The organism is Kitasatospora sp. NPDC048540 (assembly GCF_040651175.1).
In the GTDB taxonomy this organism is placed as follows: Bacteria; Actinomycetota; Actinomycetes; order Streptomycetales; family Streptomycetaceae; genus Kitasatospora.
The window spans coordinates 258,912-273,397 of the sequence record NZ_JBEZIR010000001.1; the positions used below are offsets into that span (position 1 = coordinate 258,912).

Annotated in this window: 12 protein-coding genes and 1 pseudogene; 8 read left to right on the top strand and 5 right to left on the bottom strand. The window is 74.6% G+C overall.

Features of this window, described 5'->3' with window-relative positions:
- Positions 1–5: 5 nt before the first annotated feature.
- Both AB0D08_RS01365 and AB0D08_RS01370 read right to left on the bottom strand, forming a co-directional pair.
- Entirely contained in the window at positions 6–929 is a 924-nt protein-coding gene (locus AB0D08_RS01365) for a PfkB family carbohydrate kinase (RefSeq protein WP_359885891.1), read from the bottom strand.
- Between the two features lie 131 nt (positions 930–1,060).
- Positions 1,061–2,452, bottom strand: coding sequence for a glycosyltransferase 87 family protein (locus AB0D08_RS01370; RefSeq protein ID WP_233289366.1), 1,392 nt, complete (start codon positions 2,450–2,452; stop codon positions 1,061–1,063).
- 220 nt (positions 2,453–2,672) lie between these two features.
- Here AB0D08_RS01370 and AB0D08_RS01375 point away from each other — a divergent pair, with 220 nt between their 5' ends.
- Positions 2,673–3,809: a glycosyltransferase family 4 protein gene (locus AB0D08_RS01375; protein WP_033825057.1), complete on the top strand. Its 1,137-nt coding sequence runs from the start codon at positions 2,673–2,675 to the stop codon at positions 3,807–3,809.
- 75 nt (positions 3,810–3,884) lie between these two features.
- Here AB0D08_RS01375 and AB0D08_RS01380 read toward each other — a convergent pair whose 3' ends face one another.
- The gene (locus tag AB0D08_RS01380; protein ID WP_033825042.1) at positions 3,885–5,678 is read right to left on the bottom strand and encodes an AMP-dependent synthetase/ligase; all 1,794 of its coding nucleotides are present in this window, start codon (positions 5,676–5,678) and stop codon (positions 3,885–3,887) included.
- Between the two features lie 327 nt (positions 5,679–6,005).
- Here AB0D08_RS01380 and AB0D08_RS01385 point away from each other — a divergent pair, with 327 nt between their 5' ends.
- The 6 genes and pseudogenes from AB0D08_RS01385 (at position 6,006) to AB0D08_RS01410 (ending at position 11,655) form a co-directional block, all read left to right on the top strand.
- Complete coding sequence (locus AB0D08_RS01385) at positions 6,006–6,440, top strand: SRPBCC family protein (RefSeq protein WP_033825043.1); 435 nt, start codon at positions 6,006–6,008, stop codon at positions 6,438–6,440.
- Positions 6,441–6,547: 107 nt separating this feature from the next.
- Positions 6,548–7,741: an ArsA-related P-loop ATPase gene (locus AB0D08_RS01390; protein ID WP_033825044.1), complete on the top strand. Its 1,194-nt coding sequence runs from the start codon at positions 6,548–6,550 to the stop codon at positions 7,739–7,741.
- 304 nt (positions 7,742–8,045) lie between these two features.
- Positions 8,046–8,204: pseudogene (locus AB0D08_RS01395) on the top strand (DUF5304 family protein); the annotation flags it as partial.
- A gap of 193 nt (positions 8,205–8,397) precedes the next feature.
- A complete protein-coding gene (locus AB0D08_RS01400) occupies positions 8,398–9,339 on the top strand; it encodes an ROK family glucokinase (RefSeq protein ID WP_033825045.1) in 942 nt (313 codons plus the stop codon).
- 101 nt (positions 9,340–9,440) lie between these two features.
- A complete protein-coding gene (locus AB0D08_RS01405) occupies positions 9,441–10,214 on the top strand; it encodes an endonuclease/exonuclease/phosphatase family protein (protein ID WP_033825046.1) in 774 nt (257 codons plus the stop codon).
- Between the two features lie 268 nt (positions 10,215–10,482).
- Positions 10,483–11,655, top strand: coding sequence for a low temperature requirement protein A (locus AB0D08_RS01410; protein WP_359885892.1), 1,173 nt, complete (start codon positions 10,483–10,485; stop codon positions 11,653–11,655).
- Positions 11,656–11,744: 89 nt separating this feature from the next.
- Here the strand turns inward: AB0D08_RS01410 and AB0D08_RS01415 are convergent, their stop codons facing one another.
- Together AB0D08_RS01415 and AB0D08_RS01420 are read right to left on the bottom strand one after the other, a co-directional pair.
- On the bottom strand, positions 11,745–12,365 hold the full coding sequence (locus AB0D08_RS01415; protein ID WP_233289367.1) for a hypothetical protein: 621 nt from the start codon (positions 12,363–12,365) through the stop codon (positions 11,745–11,747).
- A 10-nt stretch (positions 12,366–12,375) separates the two neighbouring features.
- A complete protein-coding gene (locus AB0D08_RS01420) occupies positions 12,376–13,158 on the bottom strand; it encodes an alpha/beta fold hydrolase (protein ID WP_033825049.1) in 783 nt (260 codons plus the stop codon).
- Between the two features lie 288 nt (positions 13,159–13,446).
- Here AB0D08_RS01420 and AB0D08_RS01425 point away from each other — a divergent pair, with 288 nt between their 5' ends.
- Entirely contained in the window at positions 13,447–14,319 is an 873-nt protein-coding gene (locus tag AB0D08_RS01425) for a lysophospholipid acyltransferase family protein (protein ID WP_233289368.1), read from the top strand.
- The last annotated feature ends 167 nt before the right edge of the window (positions 14,320–14,486 follow it).

A 14,486-nucleotide genomic window follows, 5' to 3' on the forward strand; every position in this document is an offset into this window, starting at 1 on the left:
GACGCTCAGGCGGTGGCCGGGGCCGCCGGGGCCGGGGCGAGGGCGGCGGCGAGCCGGTCCGGGCCGATCAGCGCGGTGTGGGTGCCCGCCGCCGTGCAGGCCCAGGCACCGGCCGCCGCACCCGCGCGCATGCACTCCTCCACCGGCCGGCCGGCCAGCCGGCGGCTGAGGAACCCGCTGACGAAGGCGTCGCCTGCGCCGTTGCTGTCGACCACCGGCCGTCCGGGGTCGGTGGCGGGGAAGTGCCGGACCTCGTCCCCCTCCCGGGTGAGCAGGTAGCTGCCGTCCGCGCCCGCCGTGGCCACCACCAGCTCGGCCCGGCCCTCGGCCAGCACCGCGCGCATCACCTCCTCGTGCCGGCCGCGGCAGCCCGCGGCGGACAGGAAGACCAGGTCGGCGCCGAGCGCGTAGTGGCGGTGGTGCGGGTTCACGCCGTCCCAGGCGTGCAGATCGGTCGAGCAGGTCGGGCCGAGCCGGTGGATGTCCGGGAAGAGGTCGCGGGTGACGCCCGTGATCGACAGGTGGACGTGCCGGGAGCGCTCCACCAGGGGCAGCCAGAACTCCCGGGGCAGCCGCAGGTCGGCCGGGTGCCGGGCGTCGTAGAAGGAGAGCCGCCGGCCCGCGGCGTCCACCAGGTTGACCCCGCGCGGGGTGCCGACGGGTGCGGTTACATGGCTGAAGTCCAGGCCGTGGCGGCGGCAGGCGGCCAGCACCAGCTCGCCCTGCGGGTCTTCGCCGAGGAAGTCGGCGAACTTGGTGCGCAGGCCCAGGGTGTGGCAGCCGAGCGCGACGCCGGTGCCGGTGTGGCCGGCGTGGTCGGACACCGGGGGGACCTGCACCGAGTCGGCGTCCGGCAGCTCCAGCCGCTCGACCCGAACGATGGTGTCGACCCCGGCACCGCCGACCACCAGGACGTCGTACTCGGGCATGGCTTCCCCCAGGGCGGCACGGCCGGACGCGCCGGACCGGGTGGTGCCGGGCGCAGGCCGATGCTGCCAGGGCCGCGGGGCGTCTGCAAGACCTTGCGGAAACTTTCAGCGGTGGCGCCGGGCCGGCCCGCTCAGGAGGAGGAGCCGCGCCCGACCGGCTGGTCCAGCCCGTCCAGCAGGGCCTGCTCGTACGCGATGCCCGGGCGGACCGGGTAGCCGACCGGGGCGGGCTCCGCCGGGGCGGGCAGCACCACGGTGGTGGCCGGCTCGATCCGGCGGGTCGACCGCCAGAGCCGGCGGCAGGAGATCACGGTGGCGGCCAGCAGGGTCAGGTTGCGCAGGCTGATCACGGCCACGCCGAGCAGCTGGCTCTTCTGCACCTGCCCGAACAGCAGCGGGAACTCCAGCGTGGTCAGCACCGCGGCGACGAGGATCAGCACCGCGACCGGCTTCTGGCCGGTGCCCCGGACGGTCAGGCAGACCGCGGCCAGGCCGATCAGCCAGATCATGTACTGCGGGCTGATCACCCGGCTGGTGACGGTGAACACCAGCAGCGCCGCCAGCGCCGCGTCGAACGGCGTCGACGGCTGCCAGCGGGCCGCCCGCAGCCGCCAGACCAGCAGCCAGCCGAAGCCGATCGCGGTGCCCGCCAGGGACAGCTTGGCGATCACCGGCACCCAGGGGCCGAGCATCTCCTGGGCGCCGTAGTTCATCGTCACCTGGCCGTCCCAGGCGCCGAACAGCCGGGCGAAGTGCAGCGGGAGGGCGCCCAGGGACTCGATCTCGATCCCGCGCTCCTTCTGGAACTTCAGGAAGTCGAAGGCGCCGTTCATCCCGGCCGTCAGCAGGAAGCCCAGCGCCGCGGCGGTGGCCGCGGCGGAGGTCCAGGAGCGCCGGGTGCGGCGCCCGCGCGGGGTGCCCGCCAGCGCCAGCACCGGCCAGACCTTGATCAGCGCGCCGAGCCCGAGCAGCAGCCCGCCGAGGGCCGGCTTGCGCGCCACGGCCAGCAGCCCGACCACGGTGATCGCGGTCACGATGATGTCGTACCGGCAGTAGACCGTCGGGCCGAGCAGCGGCACCCCGACCACCCACATCCAGGCGCCGGTGAAGCTGCGGCCCTTGCGGGCGCCGACCCGCATCAGCAGGCCCATGGTCAGCAGGTCGAACAGCCCGCACAGCACGAAGAAGGAGACCAGGTACGACCAGGGCAGCACCCCCGGCAGCATGATCACCAGGGCGGCGCCGGGCGGGTACTGCCAGGTCACGTCGTCGAGCGGGAAGGTGCCGGTGCGCAGGACCTCGAACCAGCCGTGGTAGATCACCGAGACGTCGGTGGAGACGTCGGCGCCGGAGATCCTGACGATGCCGAGGACCATCAGCACGATCAGCACCCGGGTGGCGATCCAGCCGGCGCCCAGGCCCCACAGGGCACCGCCGGCCGGGCGGGCGGCCGAAGGGGGCGGCGCGGGGCGCTCGGTGCTGGCAGGACTGCGCTCGGCTCTGCCGGCCGGGGCCAACTCCACGACTCTCCTTCGTTCGTCACGTGCCACCGGGTGAACGCCGCGGCACGGGCGGCCGTGAGGCCCCGTGCCGGTGGCATCCCCCGGGCCCATCAGCTAGGACCGGCCCCGAGCGGAAACGGTTGCGCGGGCATGCTTCGTTCCCGACGCGCCGGGGTGTTGACCTATGGTACGGATCAGCGAGCGGTACACCGAGCACCCCCCGACCGAGCGAGCCGTGGCAATGCACAAGACCCTGATCGTCACCAACGACTTCCCGCCCCGGCCCGGCGGCATCCAGGCCTTCGTCCACAATATGGCCGTCCGCCAGCCGGCGGGCAGCATTGTGGTCTACGCCTCGACCTGGCGGGACGGCCGCGAGGTGGCGGAGTTCGACGCGCAGCAGCCGTTCCCGGTGATCCGCGACCGGACGAAGATGATGGTCCCCACCCCCCGGGTCACCCGCCGGGCCGCCGAGATCCTGAAGGCCGAGGGCTGCAGCTCGGTGTGGTTCGGCGCCGCCGCGCCGCTCGGCCTGATGGCACCCGCGCTGCGCCGGGCCGGGGCCGGCCGGCTGCTCGGCATGACCCACGGCCACGAGGCCGCCTGGGCCCAGCTGCCCGGTTCCCGGCAGCTGCTGCGGCGGATCGGCGCGGGCACCGACACCCTCACCTACCTCGGCGAGTACACCCGCTCGCGGATCGCCGCGGCGGTCGGACCGGCGGCCGCGGACCGGATGGTGCAGCTGCCGCCCGGCGTCGACGAGCAGACCTTCCGCCCGGACTCCGGCGGCGCCGCGGTCCGCGAGCGGCTCGGCCTGACCGACCGCCCGGTGGTGGTCTGCGTCTCGCGGCTGGTGCCCCGCAAGGGCCAGGACACCCTGATCACGGCCATGCCGCAGATCCTGCGGGAGGTCCCGGACGCGGTGCTGCTGATCGTCGGCGGCGGCCCGTACCGCGGCGAGCTGGAGAAGCTCGCGGACGCCACCGGGGTGCGCGCGGCGGTGCGCTTCACCGGCGCGGTGCCGTGGGAGGAGCTGCCGGCCCACTACGGCGCCGGCGACGTGTTCGCGATGCCCTGCCGCACCCGGCGCGGCGGCCTGGACGTGGAGGGCCTCGGCATCGTCTACCTGGAGGCCTCCGCCACCGGCCTGCCGGTGGTGGCGGGCGACTCCGGCGGCGCGCCGGACGCGGTGCTGGAGGGGGAGACGGGTTACGTGGTGCCGGGCCGCTCGACCGAGGCGACGGCCGAGCGGATCGTCCGGCTGCTGCAGGACGAGCAGCTGCGCCGGCGGATGGGGGAGGCCGGGCGCCGCTGGGTGGAGCGCTCCTGGCGCTGGGACCTGCTGGCCGGGCGGCTGACCTCGCTGCTGGCCGGCTGAGGCTCCGCCCGAACAGACGGCCCGCGTGCTCCCCCCTGGGAGCACGCGGGCCGTCCGGCTGCCGGGCCGGGCCGCTCAGCGCTGGTAGAGCGCCTCCACCTCGGCCGCGTAGTCCTTGAGCACCACGTTGCGCTTGAGCTTGAGCGAGGGGGTGAGGTGGCCGCTGTCCTCCGAGAACACGGTGTCCAGCAGGCGGAACTTCTTCACCGCCTCGGCGTGCGAGACCGCCTGGTTGCCCTCGTCGACGGCCGACTGCAGGGCGGCCAGCAGGTCGGCGTCCTCGCGCAGGTCGGCCAGGGTGGCCTCGGCGGGCTTGCCGTTGAGCTCCTTCCACTTCGGGAAGAACTCCGGGTCGACGGTGATCAGGCAGGCGATGAACGGCCTGCGGTCGCCGACCACCATCACCTCGCCGACCAGGGCGTGGGCGCGGATCCGGTCCTCGATCACGGCGGGGGCGACGTTCTTGCCGCCGGCCGTGACGATGATCTCCTTCTTGCGGCCGGTGATGGTCAGGTAGCCCTCGGCGTCCAGGGTGCCGATGTCGCCGGTCGCGAACCAGCCGTCGCGCATCACCTCGGCGGTCGCCTCGGGGTTGTTCCAGTAGCCCGAGAAGATCTGCGGGCCCTTCATCAGCACCTCGCCGTCCTCGGCGATCCGGACGGCGGAGCCGGGCACCGGCTGGCCGACGGTGCCGATCTTCGGCTTGTCGTGCGGGTTGAAGGTGAAGGCGGCGCAGCTCTCGGTCAGGCCGTAGCCCTCCAGCACGGTGAAGCCGATGCCGCGGTAGAAGTGGCCGAGCCGCTCGCCGAGCGGGGCGCCGCCGGAGATCGCGTGGGTGCAGCGGCCGCCCAGCGCGGCGCGCAGCTTGCTGTAGACCAGCTTGTCGAAGACGGTGTGCCGGATCCGCAGGCCGAGCGGCACGCGGCCGGCGTCCAGCGCCCGGCTGTAGGCGATCGCGGTGTCGGTGGCCCGGTCGAAGATCTTGCCCTTGCCGTCCGCCTGGGCCTTGGCCCGCGCGGTGTTGTAGACCTTCTCGAACACCCGGGGCACGCCGAGGATCAGGGTCGGCCGGAACGAGCCGAGCTCCGCGGTGACGTTCTTGATGTCCGAGACGTGGCCCAGCTTGATCGGCGCGATGGCGGCCGCGATCTCCGCGATCCGGCCCAGCACGTGCGCCAGCGGCAGGAACAGCAGGGTGGAGCCCTCGCCGGTGCGGAACAGCGGCTCCAGCCGGGTGGTGACGTTGCCGAGCTCGGAGATGAAGTTGGCGTGGGTCAGCTGACAGCCCTTGGGGCGGCCGGTGGTGCCCGAGGTGTAGACGATGGTGGCGAGCGAGTGCTCGGTGGCGATCGAGCGGCGCTCGGTGACCGTCGCGTCGGCGACCTGGCGGCCCTGCTCGGCGAGCGCGGCGAGCGCGCCGGCCTCGATCTGCCAGGTGTGCTCCAGTGCGGGCAGCTCCCCGCGCAGGCCGTCCACCAGCGCGGCGTGGGCGGCGGTCTCGGTGATCACGGCCACGGCGCCGGAGTCGCCCAGGATCCAGCGCACCTGCTCGGCGGAGGAGGTCTCGTACACCGGGACGGTGACCGCGCCCGCGCACCAGATCGCGAAGTCCAGCAGCGTCCACTCGTACCGGGTGCGGGACAGCACGCCGACCCGGTCGCCTGGCCCGATGCCGGCGGCGATCAGTCCCTTGGCTGCCGCGTGCACCTCGGCCAGGAACTGCACGGCGGTGACGTCCTGCCAGACGCCGTCCACCTTGCGCCCGAGGACGGCCACGTCCGGGTGCCGCTCGGCGTTCTGGTGGACGAGGTCGGAGAGGTTACCGCCGCTCGGTACCTGGTAGCGGGCCGGAAGGCTGTACTCGAGCAAGACTGCTCCTCGTCTGCGACGCTGCGGGACGGCAGGACGTTACTGCCCGGTAGGTCGATTCGACCAGGGGGGTCGGCTCCGGTGTTCCGATCGTCACACCGGGCAGGCCGGGGTCAGGCCGTCCCACCGGCACCTTACGGCAGGGCCGCCGTGACCCATGGGTAGCGGGGTGCCCGCCGGACCCCCGCGGGCCCCTCGCCGGCACCCGCGGCCGACCGGACCGGACGGCCGGGCGGGGCCACCGGGCAGGGGCACCGGCCGGGGCGCCCGCCGGATCGCGATAGCCTCTGCCCTGGGCGCACGGCCGAAGAGACGCGGAGGGCTGTCATGGCGGAGCACACCAGGTCGAGCATCATCATCGAGGCCACCCCGGCCGAGGTGATGGCGGTGATCGCCGACTTCGCCGCCTACCCGGCCTGGACCGGGGAGGTCAAGGAGATCGAGGTGCTGGCCAGCGCGGACAACGGCCGGGCCGCCGAGGTGCGGCTGCTGCTGGACGCCGGGGCGATCCGCGACGAGCACGTGCTCGCCTACACCTGGGACGACGACCGCGAGGTCTCCTGGACCCTGGTCAAGAGCCAGATGCTCCGCTCGCTGGACGGCTCGTACGCGCTGGCGCCGCTGAAGAACGGCTCCACCGAGGTCACCTACCAGCTCGCCGTCGACGTCAAGATCCCGATGTTGGGGATGATCAAGCGCAAGGCCGAGAAGGTCATCATCGACCGTGCGCTGGCCGGCCTGAAGAAGCGCGTCGAGGGCTGACCCGCCCGATCGCCGCCACCCCCATCCCCACCCCCGGCCCGGACCGGCGGCGCCCGGACCCGGGCGGACCCGCAGGGCCGAGGCCCGGACGCTGAGCGGAGACACCCGTGGTACCCCGCACGATCCTGGTCAGCGGCGCCGGGGAGGCGGCCGTCACCGTCGCCGCCGCCACCGCGCTGCACCACGCCGCGGCCGGACGCCGCACCCTGCTGCTCGCCGCGGACGACCCGCACCGCGCCCTGGACGCCCTGCTCGGCACCAGGGTGACCGGGGAGCCCGCCCGGTACGCGGACCGCCTCGACGTCGCCCGGATCGACGAGCAGGCCGCCTTCCGCGACACCCTCGCGGCGCTCGAGGGCCGGCTCGCGCCCGCCCTCACCCTGCTCGGCGCCGAACCGCTCGACCCCGACGAACTCACCCCGCTGCCCGGCACCCGCCAGCTCGCCCTGCTCCGCGCGCTGCGCCCGGCCGCGGCCGGGGACGCCGCCGAGGTGGTGGTGGTCGCCGGTCCGGCCCCGGCCGAGCTGATCGCCACCCTCGCAATGCCCGAGCAACTCGACCGCTACCTGACCAGGCTGCTGCCCGAACAGCGGCAGGCCGCCCGGGCGCTGCGCCCGCTGCTGGCCGCCGTCGCCGGGGTGCCGATGCCCGCCGACTGGCTGTTCGAAGCCGGGGCCACCGCCCGGACGGCGCTGGCCGAGGCCCGCGAGGTGATCGCCGCGCCCACCACCACCGTGCGGCTGGCCGTCGACGCCGACACCCAGCGGCCCGCCGAACTGCGCCGGATCCGCGCCGGGCTGGCCCTGTACGGCCACCGGCTGGACGCCGTGGCCGCCCACCGTGCCCTGCCCGCCGGCGCCACCTCCTCCCCGGACGCGTGGCTGGCCGCCCACGCCGCCCACGAGGCCGAGCGCCTGGCCGAACTGGCCGCCGGACTCGACGACGTCCCGCTGCTGGTCGCCCGCCGGCCGGAGGTCGCCCTGGAGGACATCGCCGCGCAGCTGTACGCGGCGGGCGAACCGCAGCCCGGGCCGGACGCCCGGCCCCGGGTGGAGGACCGGCTGGCCGAGGACGGCCTGCTGCTGTGGCACCTCCCGCTGCCCGGCGCCGACCGGTCCGAGCTCGAACTCGTACGCCGTGGCGACGAGTTGGTGCTCGGCGTCGGCGGGTACCGGCGGATCCTGCTGCTGCCCTCCGCGCTGCGCCGCTGCACGGTGAGCGGCGCCGGCCTCGCCGACGGCGTACTGACCCTGCGCTTCGCGCCGGACCCGGCGCTCTGGCCCCGGGCCACGGGGGAGTAGCGGGCCCGCCCCGACCGGGCCCGCCCCGACCGGGCCCGCCCCGACCGGGCCCGCCCCGACCGGGCCCGCCCCGACCGGGCCCGCCCCGACCGGGCGCGGCACGGCGGGTCGGCGCGGTCCGGTAGCGTCGGGGGCTCCACCGCGGCGAGAGGGACCACTGATGGCGGACCAGAAGACCGACCGATCCGAGCGGAGCGGCGGCGGTGAGGCGTTCGGCCCGGAGCTCGGCCCGCTGGTCGAGGAGGTGCGCCGGTTCGCCGAGACGGTCGGCGGCAAGGCCCTGGAGTACGGCGTCCGGTTCCGGGAGAGCAACCCCGAGGTGTACGGACACCTGGCCGCGGCCGGCGGCGAACTGCTCGCCGCGTACCGGGCCGCCGTGGCCGGTCACGAGCGGCGCTGGTCGGCCCCCGGACACGCCGAGTCGGAGCACATCGACGTCGACGGAGCGTCCGACAACTTCTGAAGCTGCAGGTCAGCCACTGTGACCGAAAGTTCTGCTCATGTCACTCAACGGGGCGAACATTACGACTTTTGAAGGCGACTCCGACATATTCGCGAAAATTGCCTTCGATTCATGTAGGTCTTGGTGTGTACGGGAGCACCGGTCAGCGGGTAGCGTTTCGCTCAGCGGGAACGAGTGAATAGCTGAGGGACACATGGCTCTGACCATCGGCGTCGATGTCGGCGGAACGAAGATCGCGGCAGGCGTGGTCGACGAATCCGGCGAGATCCTGGCCAGGACCCGGGTACCCACCCCGGCCGACCCCCAGTGGGCGGTCGACGCCATCGCGCAGGCCGTCCGCGAGCTGAAGGAACAGCACCCCGAGGTGGCCGGCGTGGGCGTGGGCGCCCCCGGCTTCGTCGACCGGGACCGCTCCACGGTGATCTTCGCGCCCAACATCGACTGGGAGAACGAGCCGCTCAAGACCCGGGTCGAGGAGCTCACCGGGCTCCCCACCGTGGTCGAGAACGACGCCAACTGCGCGGCCTGGGCCGAGTTCCGGTTCGGCGCCGCGGCGGCCCACGAGGACATGGTGCTGATCACGGTCGGCACCGGCATCGGCGGCGGCATCGTGCTCGACGGGCGGCTGCACCGCGGCCGCTTCGGCGTGGCCGGCGAGATCGGCCACCTCAACATGGTCCCCGACGGCCTGCTCTGCGGCTGCGGCGGCCACGGCTGCTGGGAGCAGTACGGCTCCGGCCGGGCCCTGCGCCGCTACGGCCGGGAGAAGGCCGCCGCCGACCCGATCGCGGGCAAGCGGATGCTGGAGCTCAACGACGGCGTCGCCGAGACCATCCGCGGCATCCACATCACCGAGGCCGCCGAGGACGGCGACCCGCTGGCCCTGGAGTGCTACGCCGAACTGGCCGACTGGCTGGGCCGCGGCATGGCCGACCTCGCCGCCCTCTTCGACCCGGGCGTCTTCGTGCTCGGCGGCGGCGTCTCCGACTCCGGCAGCCTGCTGCTCGACCCGGTCACCGCCGCCTTCCGCACCTACCTGACCGGCGGTGTCCACCGCCCCCGGGCCGACGTGGTGCTCGCCTCCATGGGCTCCGCCGCCGGGATCGCGGGCGCGGCCGACCTGGCCCGGACCTGACCCACGCCTGACCTCACGGCGGGGCGGCGGCGGCGACCGCCCCGCCCCGCCACTTGCGCTGATCCTCCGTCAACTGCCGCACAGGGCCTAGCATCGGCTCCGTGACGTCAGTGACCGACCTGCCCGAGTCCGGGGCCGAGAGCGACGGCGCCCAGCGGGTCAGGGTGCTCAGCTACAACATCCGTTCGCTGCGCGACGACCGCGAGGCGGTGGCCCGGGTGATCCGCGCCTGCCGGCCCGACCTGGTCTGCGTCCAGGAGTCGCCGCGCTACTGGAAGCCCTCCAAGCAGGCCGCCTGGCTGGCCCGCCGGACCGGCACCGTCATCCTCGCCGGCGGCGGCCGGGTCGCTGCCGGGCCGCTGCTGCTCGGCAGGATGCGGGTCGACGTCCTGGCCACCCGGGACCGTCTGCTGCCCAAGACCAGGGGGCTGCACGCCCGAGGCTTCGCCACCGCGCTGGTCCGGATCGGCCGCTCGGTGCCGTTCGCCGTCACCAGCTGCCACCTCAGCCTCGACCCGGACGAGCGGCAGCGCCAGTTCGCCCTGCTGCCCGGCCAGTTCGACCCCGGGGAGCCCGGCCTGATCGCCGGCGACTTCAACGAGCACCCCGACGGCCCGGGCTGGCGGCAGCTGGCCGCCGACTTCCAGGACGCGCACCCGACCGCGCCCTGGGGCGGCACCAACACCTCGGTGCCGGACAACCCGTACCAGCGGATCGACGCGGTCTTCGCCACCCGCGACCTGACCGTCCTCGGCTGCGGGGTGCCGCACGACCTGCCCGGCCTCGATCCGGCCGACCTGCTCGCGGCCACCGACCACCTGCCGCTGCTCGCGGTGGTCCGGGTCCCGGCGGCCGCCCCAGCAGGGGACGACTGATCCCGTCCGGCCGCGTGCCGTCGTGCCGCCGCCGGGCCGGACGGTGCAACGGACGCGTCGACACGGGCGGGCCGAGGGGGAGTCAGGCGCGCCGTACCCGCGCCCGGGTCACCCGGCCGTGGGTACGGCACCCGCCGGCGAGCCACCGGATCGGGGGGCTCCGGAGCACGGATCGGCCGCAGAGGCGCGGCGTCCGGACCCCGGCCGGATCGCGACCCGCCCGGCGAGCCGGAGGCCGGGTGCGCCGGGCGCCGCGCACAGTGGTGGCGTGAGCGAGACGACGGCGCCGGAGGCGGCCGGGACGGCTGCGGACCACCGGGCGGGCTGGTTCGAGCTGTTCTTCGACCTGGTCTTCGTGGTGACGGTGAGCGTGCTGGCGCGCGCCCTGCACGGGGACCCGGACGCCGGTGACTTCGGCACCTTCGTGGTGCTGTTCTTCCCGGCCTGGTGGGCCTGGGCCAATCTGATGGTGACCGTCAACGTCTTCGGCTCGGCGCGCCCCGGGGCGCAGGCGATGCTGCTCTGCGCGATGCCGGGGCTCGGACTGATGGCCGCCGCCGCGCCGGACGGCCTCGGCACCCGGGCGTGGGCGTACGCGCTCGGCGCGGCCTGGGTCCGGCTGGTGTTCTTCCTGATCTGGTTCGGCCAGGCACGGCGCCGCGACAACGCGCTGCCGCTGTGGCGCCCGGTGTCGTACTGCCTGGTCCCGGCCGCGCTCTGGGCGGTGTCGGCGGCGGTGCCGGGGCCGGGCCGGTTCGTGCTGTGGGGAGCGGCGATCGCCCTGGAGGTGGTGCTGCTCGCGGTCCGGACCGGTCTCACCGAGGACTTCTACGGGCGGCTGTCGACCGAGCACCTAGTCGAGCGGATCGGCCTGTTCGTGGTGATCGTGCTCGGCGAGAGCGTGTTCACCGTGGTGGCCACGCTGGCCGACCACTTCACCGCCGCCTCCGCCCTCGCCGCGCTCGCCGGGTTCGTGGTGGTCGCCGAACTGGCGTTGATCTTCTTCTACTGGGGTACCGCCAACGCCGCCCGCGGCCTGGACCGGGCCCAGGCCGGCGGCGCCACCCGGGCGGTCCGCGACACCGTGATGTACCTGCCGTTCCTGCTGGTCTCCGGCATCACCGTGATCGCGGCGGCGCTCGGTACGGCCGTCGCCGAACCGGACCACCACCTGCCGACCGGCGCCTGCTGGGCGCTGTGCGGCGGCGTCCTCGCCTTCTACACCGCCAACGCCGCGATCGCCCTGCGCTACGGCGACACCGCCCGGACCGTCCTCGGCTGGTACCTGCCCTGCGTGCTGCTCACCCTCGGAGCCCTGCTGCCCGCCGCCCTGCTGCTGCCCGCCTGGGCGGCGGTGGCCTGCGCGGCGGCCGTCGTGTTCGCGCTCGCGAAGATCTCCCGGTACCTCGGCGGCCGGTCCGGCACCCTGCCGACGGCCTGAGCCGCGCAGCGGGCGCGGCCGCCCCGCCGAGGACGGCCGAGCGCCGCCCTCGGACCCCCGCGCCGCCCTCGGACCCCCGCGCCGCCCGCTCAGACCACCGCACCGCCGGTCGGGTCCTCGGGCTCGTCGTCGTCCCGGTCCTTCATCCGCGCGACCAGCGTGGCGAAGCCGCCCAGGAAGGCGGCGACCCCCACCCAGGCGGGCCAGCCGGAGACCTCCCGCCAGACCAGCGCGTCGAACAGCAGCAGGGCAGGCCCGCCCAGCACGGCCATCCAGGCGAACTTTGCCGTGGTGTCCGCCGGCGGCAGCGGCGGCGGCTCCGGCGGGACGAAGTGGCCCTCGTCCGGGTCCTCGGCGGCCGTGTAGTCGCGCGGGCCCGGTTCGCTGCGCCGGGGGCGGGGCTGCGGTGCCAGCTCGTGCGGCAGTCCGGCGGCCGGGTCCTGGCGGGTCGCCCGCAGGTTCTCGATCTCCGGCCACTGCGGATCGGTGAGGTCCACCGGGTCGTCGAACTGCGCCACCAGGGCGGCGAAGATCGCGTCCTGCTCGGCCTGGCTGCCACCCGCCGGACGGCGGACGGCCTCCGCGGCGTCCGCACCCTCGCCGGGCCCGGTCCGGCCGGTGGGGCCAGCGGGGCCGATGGGGCCGGTGGGATCGTCCGCGGCGCCCCGGGGCAGCTCCTCGTCGCCGCCCGCCTTGTTGGTCTCGTGCACTGCCGGCCCTTCAGCCCGAGTGGTTGTCGGCATCGACGGTCGCCACCGGTGCCAGCCGCCGGATGAAGTCGAGGCTCGCCTCGAAGATCAGCCCGGCGTCGTGGTCCAGCGTCGCCACGTGGTAGCTGCGCTCAAGGAGCAGCTCGGTCACGTCCGTCGAGGATATCCGGGCGAGCACCAGTTCCGAGTTGGCCGGCGAGACCACGTGGTCCTGCGGGCTGTGCAGCAGCAGCACCGGCTGCTCGACCTCGGGCAGCACCGACTGCACGTCCTTCCACAGCCGCGACAGCGACCAGGCGGCGTGCAGCGGGGTCCGGTCGTAGCCGAGCTCGGTGGAGCCCTCCAGGGCGATGTCGTTGGCCACCCCGGGCAGGCTCGGCACCACGTGACGCAGCACCGGCAACAGCACACTCGCGGGGTTGTCCGAGCGCACGGACGGGTTGACGAGCACCAGCCCGGAGATCTTCGACCGGTGCCGGGAGGCCAGCCGCAGCGCCAGCGCGCCGCCCATCGAGAGCGCGCAGACGAAGACCTGCTCGCACTCCTCGAGCAGCCCTGCCAACTCCCGCTCGGCCTCGGCGTACCAGTCCTCCCAGCGGGTCAGCTGCATGTCCTGCCAGCGGGTGCCGTGGCCAGGCAGCAGCGGTACCGACACGGTCAGGCCGGCCGCCGCGAGGTGCTCGGCCCACGGGCGCATCGACTGCGGTGAGCCGGTGAAGCCGTGCACGAGCAGGACTCCGACCGGGCCGCCCTGGTGGCGGAAGGGTTCGGCACCGGGCAGCGGTGACGGCATCTGCGGACTCCTTCGTGGGCGGGGGACGGAGGTCGGCCGATCGTCCCACGACCGGGCGGCCCCGTACAGGGCGTACCCGGCGCCGGGCACCGGGGACGTCAGGGGCAACGCCGGGGCCGCGCGAAACCTTCCGGCCGCCCCGCCCGCCCGTGTCCCCGCGCCGGTGTCCCCGTGCCCGTGCCGCCCGCCCGGGCCGCTCCGACGGCCCCGCCGGTACTGAGCCGACACCCGGGGGCATTAGGATCGACCGGTCCGCATAACAGGAGGCCCGGGTTGTTCTACCGACTGATGAAGATGATCGTCGCACCGCTGCTGCGGATCTTCTTCCGGCCCTGGATGGAGGGCGAGGAGAACATCCCCGACGAGGGGCCCGCGATCCTCGCCAGCAACCACCTCTCCTTCTCCGACTCCTTCTTCCTGCCCGCGCTGCTCAAGCGCCGGGTCACCTTCATCGCGAAGGCGGAGTACTTCACCACCCCCGGCCTCAAGGGCCGGCTCACCGCGGCCTTCTTCAAGGGCGTCGGCCAGCTCCCGGTGGACCGCTCCGGCGCCCGCGGCGCGGGCGAGGCGGCGATCCGCAGCGGCATCGCGGTGATCGAGCGCGGCGAGGTCTTCGGGGTCTACCCCGAGGGCACCCGCTCGCCCGACGGCAAGCTGTACCGCGGCAAGGTCGGTGGCCTCGCCCGGGTCGCGCTGGCCACCGGTGCGCCGGTGATCCCGGTCGCGATGATCAACACCGAGAAGGTGCAGCCGCCCGGCCAGGTGGTCCCCAACTTCGGCATCCGCCCCGGCATCCGGATCGGCCGCCCGCTGGACTTCTCCCGCTACCAGGGCATGGAGAACGACCGCTTCATCCTGCGTTCGGTGACGGACGAGGTGATGTACGAGATCATGCGGCTCTCCGGCCAGGAGTACGTCGACATCTACGCGACGGCGGCCAAGCGGCAGCTCACCGAGGACAAGAAGCGCGCCGACGCCGAGCGCAAGGCCGTCCAGAAGGCCGAGGCCGCGGAGCACAAGGCCGCCCAGAAGGCGGAGAAGGAGGCCGAGAAGGCCGCCGCCGAGGCCGCCGCCGAGACCGCAGCCTCGGAGGCCGACGCCGCCGGGACCGCCGCCACCGAGGGCGCCGCCGACCATCGGGACGAGACCGGCGGCAAGTAGCCCGGGAGCAGGGGGGGAGATGGCGGAGCTGGACTCCTCCGGCCCGGTGCCGGTCCGGCAGGACGCACCGGACACCCGGGCCGCGGTCGGCCCGTCCGACCCGGTCGACCTGCCGGGCCCGGCCGGTCCGGTCGGCCTGTCCGGCCCGGTCGGTGTCGCCCGGGCGC

Bases quoted from the DNA above. Each gene is read 5' to 3' on its own strand.
- AB0D08_RS01365 (WP_359885891.1), bottom strand. From the start codon at position 929: ATGCCCGAGTACGACGTCCTGGTGGTCGGCGGTGCCGGGGTCGACACC.
- AB0D08_RS01420 (WP_033825049.1), bottom strand. From the start codon at position 13,158: ATGCCGTCACCGCTGCCCGGTGCCGAACCCTTCCGCCACCAGGGCGGC.
- AB0D08_RS01375 (WP_033825057.1), top strand. From the start codon at position 2,673: ATGCACAAGACCCTGATCGTCACCAACGACTTCCCGCCCCGGCCCGGC.
- AB0D08_RS01400 (WP_033825045.1), top strand. From the start codon at position 8,398: ATGGCTCTGACCATCGGCGTCGATGTCGGCGGAACGAAGATCGCGGCA.
- AB0D08_RS01425 (WP_233289368.1), top strand. From the start codon at position 13,447: ATGAAGATGATCGTCGCACCGCTGCTGCGGATCTTCTTCCGGCCCTGG.
- AB0D08_RS01385 (WP_033825043.1), top strand. From the start codon at position 6,006: ATGGCGGAGCACACCAGGTCGAGCATCATCATCGAGGCCACCCCGGCC.